Raw genomic sequence first — 13,071 nt, forward strand, 5'->3', positions numbered from 1 at the left:
GTCAGCCGCGAATGTCCCGTATTCCCATCCGGCTGGCCATCAACGTCTTTCCTTCGCCCGAGAATGTCGGGACCCCGGTCAGCACGCCTTGGAATTCGCGCAGGGGCTCGCCGACCAGCAATCCGTTGCTACCGATCTGAAACTCCCGGATCGTGCGTTCGTGCCGTGCGGTACGGGTCTTGATGACCGAAATCGCCTGGCGCACCTCTCCATGCGCTTCGAAATAGCGGAGCTGGACGATCGTATCGGACAGATAGCTGAGATCGACGTCGGACCGAACGTCGCCGGTGATCCCGTGCAGGCCGAGGATCAGCAGGCTGACGATCCCCTTCTGGCCCAGATACGTCAGCATCTCGTGCATCTGGAGGATCAGGAACTGCTCGTTCGGCATCGCCTGGAGGTAGGCGTTGAGGCTGTCGATCACGACGATCTTCGCGCCGTGCCGTTCGACCGCCGCGCGCACCGCACCCGAGAATTCCCCCGGCGACATCTCGGCCGGATCGATCGCCCGCAGTTCTAGCTGTCCGTTCTCGACGAACGGCATCAGGTCCATGCCGAGCGACGCGCTACGCTTCAGCAGCGTGGGCAGACGCTCGTCGAACAGGAAATACGCGGCCCGCTCGCCTCGCTTCAACGCTGCGATCATCGACTGGACCGACGCGGTGGTCTTGCCGACGCCGGCGGGGCCGGTCAGCAACGTGGCAGTGCCGGGGATCAGGCCACCACCCAACAGCGCGTCGAGTTCGATCGAACCGGTCGACACGGCATCGTCCGAATATTTCATCACGTGCTCGGACGCGATGAGGCGCGGATACACGCAAAGGCCACCGCGCTCGATCTCGAAGTCGTGATAGCCGCCGCGATACCGCACGCCGCGCATCTTCACGACGTGAAGGCGACGGCGTTGCGCACCGAACCCGGACAAGGTCTGTTCCAGCGAGACGACGCCGTGCGCGATGCTGTGCAACTGGAGGTCACTGCCCGAGCCGCTCTTGTCATCGAGAAACAACACGGTGCAGGCGCGCGTCGAGAAGAAGTGCTTGAGCGCCAGGATCTGGCGCCGATAGCGGATCGGGCTCTGCGCGAGCAGGCGCAACTCGGACAGGCTGTCGATCACCACGCGCTTCGGGCGAAGCTCGTCGACCTTGGCCATCACGTCGCGGATCGTCTCGCCCAGCTCGACCTCGCTCGGGTGCAGCAACGTCTGTTCGTGATCTTCGCCAAAGCCGTCGGCGGGTACCATTTCGAACAACGACAGCGAGTCCAGCGACCAGCCGTGAGTCTGCGCCACCGCGCGAAGTTCGACCTCGGTCTCGGCGAGCGTGATATACAGCCCGGCCTCACCCACCGAAGCACCGGCCAGGAGGAAACCGAGCCCCAGTGTGGTCTTGCCCGTACCCGGCGTTCCCTCGATCAGGTACATCCGGTCCGGCGTCAGTCCTCCGTTCAGAATGTCGTCGAGCCCGTCGATACCGGTCCGTGCGAGTGCCGGTAGATGTCCGTCTAGTGCCAAGTCGGCAGTCCTTCCCGTGATCGTCCCGCGCATGGTGCGATCAATCGTGCCGGTCCTAGGTTATAACCGTCGGATCGCATAGCCTTGTGGTCATTCGACGCCGAGAGAACTTAATGTCGCTCAAGCATTCCTTTCCGCCAATTATGGGTCCCGATGCGCGTATCCTGGTGCTCGGCAGTTTGCCCGGGGACCGGTCGCTGGCAGCACAGCGGTATTACGCGCATCCCCAGAACCAGTTCTGGCATCTGATGTCGCCGGTCGTCGGCCGGGATCTCGTTGCGCTGGACTATGTAGATCGGCTGGCGGCATTGCGGGCGAGCGGCGTGGCGCTGTGGGACGTTATCGGCTCGGCCCGGCGGGCGGGGAGCAGCGATGCGGCGATCGTCGACCCCCAAGGCAACGACATCGCGGCGCTCGTAGCGCAGTTGCCGAAGCTGCGAGCGGTCGCCTTCAACGGCGGCACCGCGCTCAAGCAGGGCCTGAAGCTGCTCGGACCGGGTTACGACGGACCGGCGATCATCGCTCTCCCGTCCAGTAGCCCGCTTCACACGGTGGGCTTGGCGGCAAAGCAACCCGCCTGGAACCAACTCGCGGCGTTCCTGCTCGACCCGACCTGATCGTAGGCCTTCGCCAGACGTTCGACATTACCGGACAGAGCTATGTGGTCGGGTTCGTGCTCCCGAATTTCTACTTCCACGTCACGACGGCTTACGTGCCGCTGCGGATGCGCGGCGTCCCGATCGGCAAGATGGACTATCTCGGTCGGTAAACACCTGTAGGGTACTGGATAACGGTACTGGCGGACGCCTCTGCGCTCCGGCAAGACCAGGCGATGTCGATCGAAACGCTTATCGCCCAATACGGCCTCGCCGCGATATTCCTGGGTGCGGGGATCGAGGGTGAAACCGCCGTCGTGACCGGTGGCGTGTTGGCGCATCAGCAATTGCTGCCGCTCTGGGGCAGCGCTGCGGCGGCGGTCGCCGGATCGTTTGCCGCGGACCAGCTCTTCTTCCTTGCCGGACGCCGTTACCGCGATACCGCCCGCGTTCGCAGGATCGCTGCCAAGCCGGCGTTCGCCAAGGCACTCGATACGCTGGAGCGGCATCCTACGATTTTCATCCTCGGCTTCCGCTTCCTCTATGGCTTGCGCACGATCAGCCCGATAGCGATCGGCACGTCGAACGTCCCCGCACGCACCTTCATGGTGCTCAACGCGGTCTCGGCGGCGATCTGGGGCGTGATGTTCACGGGCATCGGTTACCTGTTCGGCGACGCGCTGCTTGAGGCGGTCCACAGCATCATGCCGAAGCATAAGCTGGCGGGCGTCGTGGTCCTAGCGATCGTCGTTGCGGTCGTGATGACGGCGATCCGCTATTGGCGGGGACGTCGCTCGAATGCCGCAACAAAGACTGGATGAATGCCATTCGATACTTGGAGACGTGGGCCGCGCAAGTAGTGGTCCAGCAGAGGGGCTCCGCTGGACCACGAGGTTCCGTCTAGGGAGCTTCACTTCGCCTCGACGTTGCCCCTTTGTAATACCCATTCACCGGATGGGAATAGAGATATCCGCGATGTTCGGCGAACAGAGTATAATTTGCGCCGTCCGACTATAACTTGATCACCAGGTCAGGCCGGCACGTGCGTAGACGTAGCGCCCGTTGAACCCGAACGGCGAGTAATACGGGTAACCGATGACCCCGGTCGTGTTGTTGGCGATGCTCGTCGCGTCGGGGTAGACGTCGAACAGGTTGCTGACGCCGAGCCCGATCTGCGCGCCCTTCTTCGCCTGATAGCGGAGTTCAAGATCGGTAATCAGGTGCTTGCCGCTGTGTACGTCGCCGGCCGCGGTGGTGCCGGGCTGATTGACGTCGCCGTAATAGGTCACGCGGGCCAGCGCGCCGAGCTGGTCGAGCGACCAGTCGATCGAACCGGTCACCTTCTCACCCGGCGTACCATTCTCCAGCGACTCGATGCGATTGCGGGCGAACAGCGTGGGTGCCGGGCTTAGCGTCGAGGTCGAGGTCGGCACACGCGTCACGTTCACGTCGTTGACGTTGCCGGCGATCGTCAGGTCGAAAATGCCCGCCGCATCGGTCGGCAGGCGGTAATGCGCGACCGCGTCAATGCCCTTGGTGGTCGAGGCGATCCCGTTGATGAAGAACCGTGCCGCACTGACGTTGAACGGTGCGAGCAGGGCCGCGACCTGCGGATTGCCTGCTCCGGCAAGGTTCTCCGACAGGCCGATCTGGTTGCGAATCCGGATGCGATAGGCGTCGACGGTCAGATCGAACCCGCCCGCGCGGATCACGGTGCCGACCGACAGGTTGGTCGACTTCTCGGGCTCCAACGGCAGGCCACCGAGCGCGGCTGCGACCGGGGATACCGACGGATACGTGCCCGTGAGGATCGGCACGCCGTCCTGCACGACGCTCGCGACCGATGTGAAATACTGCTGTTGCAGCGCCGGCGCGCGGAAGCCGGTCGATGCGGTTGCACGTAGTGCGAACCAGCGCGCGAAATCGTAGCGTGCGGAGATCTTGCCGGTGCCGGTCGAGCCGAAATCGGAGTAATCCTCACCGCGACCGGCCAGGCCGAGCAGCAGCTTGTCGGTCACCTGCGCCTCGATATCGAGATAGATGCTGCCGTTGCGGCGGCTGCGCTCGATCGCGTTGTCGGGCGAGAACCCGCCAAAGCCCTGTGCGCCTGGTGGTGCCGTCAGCAGCGCGCCGCCGGTAACCGCGCCGGCGCTCGGATAGCCGTAGGATGCCTGTTCGCCCGGCTCGATCTTGAACCCTTCGCGGCGGCCTTCGAGTCCGAATGCGACGTTCACGCCCTGGAGAAGATCGAATTTGCGATCGACGTCGAGGCCGACGATGTACTGGTCGTAGATGAGCGCACCGTCGGAAAAGTCCCTCGGCGTCGCGCTGCCATAGGCGTAGTTGGCGGAATTCAGCGTGCGGAACCCGATCTTGTTGCGGCCATAGCTTGCGTTCAGGTCGACGTTCCAGTCGGCGACCTCGCCCTTGATGCCGATCGCCGAGTTGATGTCGCGCGACTTGGTATTGATCAGCGGCAGGAACCCGTCCCGCACACCTGCGAGCGTCAGCCGCGTTGCTGAGGTCGCATCCAGCGGCAGGCGCGGGAACGCGGCGCTACGCGTGTCGCGGTCCTGATAGCCGAGCCAGCCATACAGCTTCCATGTGCCCGTCAACGTCGTGCCGGCATTGGCGAAGATGCTGTACTGCTCGACCTTGGGATCGCCGAACTGGCCGGTCACGCGCTTCGGCGTCGCGGGCGCGTTGAACAGCGGGCGCGTGTCGAAGTCGGCGCGGTTGGTCGCCTGACGATCGAGATACTCACCCGAGACGGTCAGGAAGCCATCCTCACCAAAGCCGATGCCCTGCCAGCCGGATACGGTCAGCGCATGCTCGCCGTTCGTGCTGCGGCTGCCTCGCGCGGTGTCGATGTCGGTATTGTAGAAGCCGTAATTGACCGTCATGCCGCCGCCCGACCGAGCCTCGCGCAGGCGGAGGTTGACGACGCCGGCGATCGCATCCGAGCCATATTGCGCGGACGCGCCGTCACGCAGCACTTCGATGCGGTCGAGTGCGACGGTCGGTATCGTATTCAGATCGACCGCCGCCGAGCCGCGCCCGACCGACCCACCAACGTTGAGCAGCGCCGCGGTATGCCCGCGCACGCCGTTGACCAGCACCAGCGTCTGGTCGGGCGAAAGGCCGCGCAACGTCGCCGGACGGATCGCGTCGGTGCCGTCGACGGCGGACGGCCGCGGGAAGTCGATCGACGGCACGATCGCCGACAGCGCCGCACCCAGTTCGGTCGTCCCCTGGCGCTGGATCGCCGCCGAGCTCAGCACGTCGACCGGCGATGCGCTGTCGAGCCGCGACCGACCAACGGCGCGGGTTCCCGTGACGATGATATCGTCCCCCGTGTCGGGCGCCGCTGCGGGGTCTGCGGCAGGTTCCGCAGCGGGCGCGGTCGCCGATTGCGTCGGAACGTCCTGCGCATGAGCAGCCTGCGCGCTGGCAAAGGCGAGGGTCGAGGCAGCGAGCGTCAACGCGGTACGGTAGGCAGTCATGATAATGTCCCTGTTAGTGGATCGTTCTGCGACGATCTCCGTGCGAGCCAAACGAGCGACCGCAGTCATCGGTCCCGATAGGTCCCAAGCGACTGGCCTATAAGTGAAAAGAATGCGCGGCTGGATGCGCTGGCTGCAACGTCCCATTCGGGATGCCATTGCACCGCCAGCACATCGCCGCCGCATGGACGCACAGAGAACGCCTCGACCAGCCGTCCGAAACCGCATGCGCCTCGACGCTGAGCCCCTCCGCCAGCCGATCGATACCCTGGCGGTGGACCGACGGGACCGAGACGCTGGGCTCGGCAATCGCGGCTGCGAGGACCACGCCAGGGCATTCAACCACCGGTTTCGAACAGTGTCGCTGCATCCTCACCTCCATTCGGTGAGATGAATATCCCCGGACTCGGTAGGATATAAAGGCGATTGAGCTTTCCGGTTGCAAAACTTTGATTTGCGGTGCGCGAGTCAATGACCGAGCCCGAATGGCCCCGCACTCTTTAGGCGGGCCGAACGCGTCAGCCGCGACGCGTTCGACGAACCAGCCGGCGGTTTGCAGCCGCCGACTGGCTCGCAGGTCAGGCTATACGGTCCAGCGGGCGGTTCGGTTGGCCGGCGATCGCACGGAAACGCGCCGCAGTGGCCTGCGTGTACGGCTTAGCCAGGATCGTCGATACCGTCACCGAGTCCGCAGTGGCGTGGTCCGGGGTCAGCGTCAGCAGCGTAAACCCCTTGCCGTCCTGATCGCAGAAGCGGACCTCACCCTTGTTGGCATCCGCGATCAACGAACCGATCCCGGGGAGTAACGAACCGTAGGATGGGCTGGAAATACCGGTACAGCCGAACTCGACGGCGACCAACGCGCCGGACGCATCGTGCAAGTCGTTCGCCCAGGCGGCGTGGCTGTCGCCCGAGAGCACGATCGGCCGCGACTTGGCGCGACGGAACGCCGCGTACAGTCGCTCGCGTGCGGCCGGATAGCCGTCCCAGCTATCGAAGTTGAACGGGAGGCCGGCGCGGTACGAGGCCATCGCGGCGCTCAACCGGTCCCGCCACATCGCGGGTAGCTTCGCCATCGTCGCGGCGAATTTGACCGGGCCGAGCTGACGTTCCAGATCGGGCCCGGCAACCTTCGCCATGACCACCTGATTGCCGAGCACCTGCCACGGCTTCCCCGCCGCGACCGACGCCGCCATCGTCTTCTCGACCCACGCCAGCTGCGCGGGGCCGAGCAGTTCGCGGTCGGTGCGCGCACGTTCTGCCATCATCGGGGCGTACTCGGCGGGCATCACCCCCTCGCCCTTCGCCGCTACCTGTTCACTGCGCGCGAGCAGTCGCGTCTCGACCATCACCAGCGTCGCGAGATCGCCGAAGTCGAAGCTGCGGTTGATCGCCGCCCAGGGCTGGCCGGGCTTGGGATCGCGGATCGGCATCCATTCGAAATAGGCCTGCATCGCGGCGGCCTTGCGCGCGTCCCAGTCGCCTTCGGTCTTGGGGTCGTGGTTCTCGGCGCCGTGCATCCAGTCGTCGTTGGCGACTTCGTGATCGTCCCAGACGCAGATGAAGGCGGCGCGGGCGTGCGCCGCCTGCATGTCGACGTCGCGCTTAACCTGCGCGTGCCGCATGCGGTAGTCGGCGAGGCTCACGATCTCGTGCCGCGGTTCGACCAGGCGGCCGATCTTCTTGGCGATGTCCGCGCCGTACCCGTCGGCGCCATATTCATAGATGTAATCGCCCAGGTGAAGCACCGCGTCGAGCCGGTCGAGCTTGGCGATCGCATCATAGGCGTTGAACAGGCCGCCTGCGTAAAGCTGGCAGGAGACGACGGCCATGACGACGTCGGCGACCTTGCCCTTCGGCAATGTCCGAAACCGGCCGACCGGCGAGCGCGTGCCGTCGGCGGCGTCGAACCAATAGCGGTATTCGCGTCCCGGCTGGAGCCCGGTCGCCTCGACCTTGGCGGTGAAGTCGCGTGCCGCGCGCGCCTTGACGGTGCCCGAGCGGAGAGGCTTGCCGCCTTCGGTTTCCGCGACGTGCCAAGTAAGCGCGACGTCGCCGGCCTGCGCGGCGTCGACCGGCGTCGCGCGGGTCCAGAGGATTGCGCCGTCGCTTGACGGATCGCCGCTCGCAACGCCGTGATCGAAGCGGGCTTTCGCCGCGCCCGCTGCGTGCGTTGCCACCGCGGGCAGCGCGAGCGTAGCGCCGGAGCCGGCCAGTTTCAGAGCATTTTTCAGGGCATCGCGGCGGTTGATCGTCATCGTGTCGGACTTTCGTAACGGGTGCTGCCCGCCTGCTAGCCACGATCGAAGACAGTGCGGCGGCAACGATGTGACAGCGCCGTTACGGAATAGTCATTTTGCTTTCACGAAGACGCCATCGAAACGTCACCTCCCCCCCGTAGTGCGACGGCAACGAAACGGGGGACTTAATGACACGTATCTTCACGCGGCTCGCGCTTGCGACGCTCGCCACGACCTGCTCGACCGCGGCACTCGCCCAAGCCACCGCTCAGACCGAAACACGCGTTGCAGCATCGGACGACGAGATCGTCGTCACCGCGCAGAAGCGTGAACAGCGGATCGAGGATGTCCCCGTTACCGTCACTGCGCTGACCGGTGCGCGCATGGCCGCGATCGGCGTCAATTCGCTGACCGAAGTCGCCGCGTATATCCCCGGCCTCCAGGTCCAGGAGCAGAGCGCGAACAACCCTGGCTTCGTGATCCGCGGCATCACTTCGGACAACGGATCGTCGCAACAGGGCGCACGCGTCACGCTGTATTACAACGGCATCGACATCAGCCGTTCGCGCGGAGCGTATCAGGATCTGTTCGATCTGGAGCGGATCGAAGTGGTCAAGGGCCCGCAGGCGACGCTGTTCGGCACGGCCGCCGCGGTCGGCGCGATCAGCGTGATCTCGGCCAAGCCGGAAGCCGGCTTCTCGGGCGCGATCAACGGATCGTACGGCAATTTCGACCGGACGCAGGTGTCTGGCTTCCTGAATGCCGGCAACGACGTCCTCGCCGGCCGCATCGCCTTCGCCTACAAATACCGCGACGGCTATGTCCGCAACATCGCCGGCGACGCGAACGTCCCGAACCAGAACCAGGGCGGCGTCGACCAGGACGATCTGAACGGCCAGGACCAGCGCGGCATCCGCGGATCGCTGCGCTATCGCCCGAGCGACAGCATCACCGCCGACCTCGTCCTGACCTATGACGGACAGCGCAACCCCGGTACCGCGTTCAAGAGCCGCGCGCATGCCCCGACCGGCGGCCAGACCGGCGACTATGGTAACGCCGAACTCTCGGGCTCGCCGTACAGCGCAGCGGCGCTCGGCGCACGCAAGCTGGGCCTCGACCGCAACGTCTATGATGCGAACCTGACGATCACCGCGGACCTGTCGCCGGGGATCACCTTCACCACGGTCAACGGCTATCGCCGGTTCGACGCGCTCGAGATCTTCGACGCGGATGGTGGGCCGGCTGCGTATCTGGAGTTCGCCGAAGACGCGAAGGGCGACCAGTGGAGCCACGAGAGCCGGTTCGCCTTCGAAGGGCCGAAGTACCGCGCCTCGGTCGGCTGGAACGCGTTCTTCGAGAACGGCTTCCAGCGCGTGCCGTTCGCGACCGAAGAGGGCACGTATCTCGCCTGCTCGGTCGCCGCCGCCTACGCGCCGATCCGCACTGCGCTGAACGGTGCCGGCATACCGACCGGGACCGGGTGTGTTGCAGCGAACGGCACGATCCCCGCCACCCGTGCCACCGGAGTGCTGACCGGTGGTCGTGCTACCGCAATACCTTACGCGGCGGAGTTCACGAACTACGGCAACAACGACACCTACTCGATGTTTGCCGATGCGACCTATATTCCGGTGCCGGCACTAGAGCTGACGGCCGGCGCGCGCATCCTGATCGAGGATCGCCAGTCGGGCTATTCGTCGGTTCAGCCGAACTCGGTGCTTCTGGCGGGGCTCGGTATCCAATCGAGCCTGCTGGGCACGATGAACACAAACGGCAACAAGTTCGTCGCCGAGAAGAGCTTCATGGCGATCCTGCCGCGTTTCAACGCGCTGTTGAAGCTCAACGATGCCGTCAATCTCTACGCGACGATCAGCAAGGGACGCCGCTCGCCGGTAGTCCAGCTTGCCGCACAGCGGACCGCTTTCGGCGTCGGGCCGAACCTGCAGGTTGTGCCGCAGGAGAACGTCTGGAACTATGAAGGCGGCATCAAGGGACGCGTAGGTCCGTTCAGCGGCGCGGCATCGGTCTTCTACCAGACCTATGATGGCTTCCAGGTGTCGGTGACGAACAATGGCGTGACCACTACCCAGAGCGCCGGATCGGCGAAGAACCTCGGCGTAGAGCTCGAAGGCAATCTGCGGCTCGCCTCGTATCTCTCGGTATTCGGGACGTTTGCCTATATCGACGGCGGTATCGGCGACGAAGCGGCGAACGGCGTGTTCGCGGGCAACCAGTTCCGCCTTCAACCCGACACGACCGCGTCGGGTGGGGTTATCCTTCGCCTGCCGGTCGGCGGCGCGACGCTCTATGCCACGCCGAGCGTCAACTACCGCACCAAGGTGTTCTTCGAGCTGCCGAACAACCCTGCGATCAGCACGCCGGGCTACACGCTGGTCAACGTGCGTGCCGGTCTCGAGTTCGCGCAGGGCCGCTACAGCGTCGGCGGGTTCGTCCGGAACGCGACCAACAAGCGCTATCTGATCGACGCGGGCAATACCGGCGGGGGCTTCGGTATCCCGACCTACATCGCCGGCGAGCCGCGCTTCTACGGCATCGAGCTGGGCGCGAAATTCTAACTTTCCCGCATCGTTACACACCACGCAACACTCCCCGGGGGGACCAAGCATGACGTTCGAAACCATCTATACCGACGGCGATATCGATACCAACCCGACCGCCAACCCGCATATCAACGACCTGATCGACACGCGCTATTCGCGTCGCCAGACGTTGATGGGCGGCATGTCCGCGACTGCCGCAGCCGTGTTCGGCGGCATGCTGCTGACCGGGTGTGACGACGACAACGAAGGCAATGGATCGAGCCCCGTCACGGTGACGGCGACCGCAGGCGGCAGTTCGACCGCCGGCCGCGTCGCGACGCTGACCGGCGCCGCGATCGGCCAGGTCGACAGCGTGACTTGGACGCAGACCGCAGGCCCTGCCGTCACGCTCGCCGGTGCTACGACTGCCACGGCGACCTTCGTCGTCCCCGGCGCCGCTGCCGGAACGGTGCTGAGCTTCCAGTTCACGGCAGTATCGGCGGGCGGTACGGCCAGCGCGACGACCAGCGTGACCGTCGGTGCCGCTTCGCTTGGCTTCACTGCCGTTGCGAAGAGCCTTGCCGATGTCGTTGCAGTCCCAGCCGGATATGCGGTGACGGTGTTGTACCGGCTCGGCGATCCGATCGGCAGCGGCGTGGGCGCCTACGCCAATAACGGTACCGACACGACCTTCTCGAAGCGCGCGGGCGATCATCATGACGGCATGAGCTATTTCGGCATGTCCGCCACGGGTACGCCGGATGCGAACGGCAACACGCGCGGTCTGCTCGTGCTCAACCATGAGAACATCACACAGGCCTATCTGCACGCGAATGGCCCGACAACGACCGCGGGTGTCCGCCCCGAAGCCGAAGCGCTGAAGGAGATGGAGTGCCACGGCATCTCGGTGATCGAGGTCAACCGCGCCGCAGCCTGGAGCTACACGACCGCCTCGTCGTTCAACCGCCGCATCACCCCGCTGACGCCGATGAGCTTTTCGGGGCCGGTGCGCGGTGCCGACAGCCTGAAGACGCGCTACTCGCCGGACGCCACCACGGGCCGCGGCACGATCAATAATTGTGCAAATGGCACAATGCCTTGGAACACGTACCTGACGAACGAAGAGAACTGGGTCGGGTATTTCAAGCGCGAAGTCGGCGACGGCGTGCGGCGCGCAGCTAGCGGCCCGGCGGGCGTGAAGGCAAACACCTCGCTAGCGCGCTACGGCAAGGGCGAGAGCAACACCGGCGGCAACTACGGGTGGGCGACGGTCCAGCCGGCCGACGCGGCCAACACCGCCTATGCGCGCTGGAACATCACCGCGCAGGCCGGCGCACCTGCCGACGGCACGGGCGATTTTCGCAACGAGATCTTCCAATATGGCTGGGTGGTCGAGATCGACCCGTTCGATCCTGCCTCGACGCCGCGCAAGCGGACCGCGCTGGGTCGCATGAACCATGAGGGCTGCGAAATCGGCCGCACGATCCCCGGCAAGAAGCCGGCGTTCTACATGGGCGACGATGCGCAGAACGAGTATATCTACAAGTTCGTGTCGGCCACGCCGTGGTCCGCGGCGGACGCGACGGCAACGAACCGTCTCGCCATCGGTGATAAGTATCTCGACGCCGGAACGCTTTACGTCGCTAAGCTCGCAGCAGATGGCACCGGGCAGTGGCTGCCGCTGACCTACAATGTCGGGCCGTTGACCTCGGCCAACGCGGCGTATCCGTTCTCGAGCCAAGTCGATGTGTTGATCAACACACGGTTGGCGGCGGATGCATTGGGTGCGACGCGGATGGACCGTCCGGAGTGGACCGCGGTCAACCCCGCGACGGGTGAGATGTATTGCACGCTCACCAACAATACGTCGCGAACCGTTGCGACTGCGGACGCGTCAAACCCCCGCGCCTATGTCGATCCACGGACGGACGGCCGCACGAATGGCACCGGCAACGTTAACGGCCACATCATCCGCCTCCGCGAGAAGGACGACACGTCCGAAGCCACGACGTTCGCCTGGGACATCTACGCATTCGGTGCCGGCTCGGATCTGGATGCGACCAACATCAACCTGTCGGGGCTCGATGCGACCAACGACTTCTCGTCGCCCGACGGGCTTTGGTTCGGCCTGCCGAGCAATGCTTCGGGGACGATCTCGCCGGTGATGTGGATCGAGACCGACGACGGCGCGTACACCGACGTCACCAACTGCATGCTGCTCGCCTCGGTACCGGGGATCGTCAACGACGGCGGCACGCGGACGGTGACGAACACCGTGGGCGCGGCGACCGGATCCGTGACGACGCGGATCGGCAAGGCACCGGGGGCGGCGCTGCGCCGCTTCCTGGTCGGGCCTAAGGAGTGCGAGGTCACCGGCATCTACTCGACGCCGGACGGTCGCTCGCTGTTCGTCAACATCCAGCATCCGGGCGAAGGCGGCGACCCCACCAGGATCACCAGCAGCTGGCCTGCAAGCCAAGCTGGCACGGTGACCACCCCGTCACGGCCGCGGTCTTCGACGATCGTGATAACGAAGAACGATGGCGGTGTGGTGGGGCTTTAAGCTGAATCGAGGAGTGAGAGTGGGCCGATCTTCCTCCCCCCCCTGAAAGGAGGGGTCGGGGGTGGGTCGGCCTCCGCGCTGCGCAACGGTTCGGGCCCAAGCAGGCCTACCCACCC

General features: G+C 65.2%; 8 protein-coding genes and 1 pseudogene. 5 read left to right on the forward strand and 4 right to left on the reverse strand.

What is annotated here, in order from left to right; translation table 11 throughout:
- Nucleotide 1 precedes the first annotated feature (1 nt).
- Entirely contained in the window at nt 2–1,546 is a 1,545-nt protein-coding gene (locus tag U1708_RS04165) for an ATPase domain-containing protein (protein WP_332743042.1), read from the reverse strand.
- Between the two features lie 80 nt (nt 1,547–1,626).
- Between U1708_RS04165 and U1708_RS04170 the strand changes: the two genes are divergently transcribed.
- The 3 genes and pseudogenes from U1708_RS04170 to U1708_RS04180 all read left to right on the forward strand — a co-directional run bounded on the left by U1708_RS04170 (nt 1,627) and on the right by U1708_RS04180 (nt 2,930).
- On the forward strand, nt 1,627–2,130 hold the full coding sequence (locus U1708_RS04170) for a DNA-deoxyinosine glycosylase (RefSeq protein ID WP_332743044.1): 504 nt from the start codon (nt 1,627–1,629) through the stop codon (nt 2,128–2,130).
- A gap of 11 nt (nt 2,131–2,141) precedes the next feature.
- Nucleotides 2,142–2,282 (forward strand): annotated as a pseudogene (locus U1708_RS04175) (DUF1993 family protein); the annotation flags it as partial.
- Nucleotides 2,283–2,345: 63 nt separating this feature from the next.
- Nucleotides 2,346–2,930, forward strand: a complete 585-nt coding sequence (locus tag U1708_RS04180) for a DedA family protein (RefSeq protein ID WP_332743046.1) — start codon at nt 2,346–2,348, stop codon at nt 2,928–2,930.
- Nucleotides 2,931–3,131: 201 nt separating this feature from the next.
- Here the strand turns inward: U1708_RS04180 and U1708_RS04185 are convergent, their stop codons facing one another.
- The 3 genes from U1708_RS04185 to U1708_RS04195 all read right to left on the reverse strand — a co-directional run bounded on the left by U1708_RS04185 (nt 3,132) and on the right by U1708_RS04195 (nt 7,870).
- Nucleotides 3,132–5,612, reverse strand: coding sequence for a TonB-dependent receptor plug domain-containing protein (locus U1708_RS04185; protein WP_332743049.1), 2,481 nt, complete (start codon nt 5,610–5,612; stop codon nt 3,132–3,134).
- Nucleotides 5,613–5,709: 97 nt separating this feature from the next.
- On the reverse strand, nt 5,710–5,994 hold the full coding sequence (locus U1708_RS04190) for a gamma-glutamyl-gamma-aminobutyrate hydrolase family protein (RefSeq protein WP_332743051.1): 285 nt from the start codon (nt 5,992–5,994) through the stop codon (nt 5,710–5,712).
- A gap of 196 nt (nt 5,995–6,190) precedes the next feature.
- Nucleotides 6,191–7,870 carry an alkaline phosphatase D family protein gene (locus tag U1708_RS04195; RefSeq protein WP_332743053.1) on the reverse strand — a complete coding sequence of 560 codons (1,680 nt, stop codon included), beginning with the start codon at nt 7,868–7,870 and terminating at the stop codon, nt 6,191–6,193.
- A 170-nt stretch (nt 7,871–8,040) separates the two neighbouring features.
- On the opposite strand from U1708_RS04195, the gene U1708_RS04200 reads away from it, so the two are divergent.
- Together U1708_RS04200 and U1708_RS04205 are read left to right on the forward strand one after the other, a co-directional pair.
- Nucleotides 8,041–10,428, forward strand: a complete 2,388-nt coding sequence (locus tag U1708_RS04200; protein WP_332743055.1) for a TonB-dependent receptor — start codon at nt 8,041–8,043, stop codon at nt 10,426–10,428.
- A 49-nt stretch (nt 10,429–10,477) separates the two neighbouring features.
- Entirely contained in the window at nt 10,478–12,955 is a 2,478-nt protein-coding gene (locus U1708_RS04205; RefSeq protein ID WP_332743057.1) for a PhoX family protein, read from the forward strand.
- Nucleotides 12,956–13,071: the final 116 nt, after the last annotated feature.

Origin of the sequence: Sphingomonas arabinosi, assembly GCF_036663715.1 — a bacterium.
Taxonomy (GTDB): domain Bacteria; phylum Pseudomonadota; class Alphaproteobacteria; order Sphingomonadales; family Sphingomonadaceae; genus Sphingomonas.

What these genes read in the sequence shown, in the direction of transcription:
- U1708_RS04165 (WP_332743042.1), bottom strand. Translation starts at nt 1,546, where the DNA reads ATGCGCGGGACGATCACGGGAAGGACTGCCGACTTGGCACTAGACGGA.
- U1708_RS04170 (WP_332743044.1), top strand. Translation starts at nt 1,627, where the DNA reads ATGTCGCTCAAGCATTCCTTTCCGCCAATTATGGGTCCCGATGCGCGT.
- U1708_RS04180 (WP_332743046.1), top strand. Translation starts at nt 2,346, where the DNA reads ATGTCGATCGAAACGCTTATCGCCCAATACGGCCTCGCCGCGATATTC.
- U1708_RS04185 (WP_332743049.1), bottom strand. Translation starts at nt 5,612, where the DNA reads ATGACTGCCTACCGTACCGCGTTGACGCTCGCTGCCTCGACCCTCGCC.
- U1708_RS04190 (WP_332743051.1), bottom strand. Translation starts at nt 5,994, where the DNA reads ATGGAGGTGAGGATGCAGCGACACTGTTCGAAACCGGTGGTTGAATGC.
- U1708_RS04195 (WP_332743053.1), bottom strand. Translation starts at nt 7,870, where the DNA reads ATGACGATCAACCGCCGCGATGCCCTGAAAAATGCTCTGAAACTGGCC.
- U1708_RS04200 (WP_332743055.1), top strand. Translation starts at nt 8,041, where the DNA reads ATGACACGTATCTTCACGCGGCTCGCGCTTGCGACGCTCGCCACGACC.
- U1708_RS04205 (WP_332743057.1), top strand. Translation starts at nt 10,478, where the DNA reads ATGACGTTCGAAACCATCTATACCGACGGCGATATCGATACCAACCCG.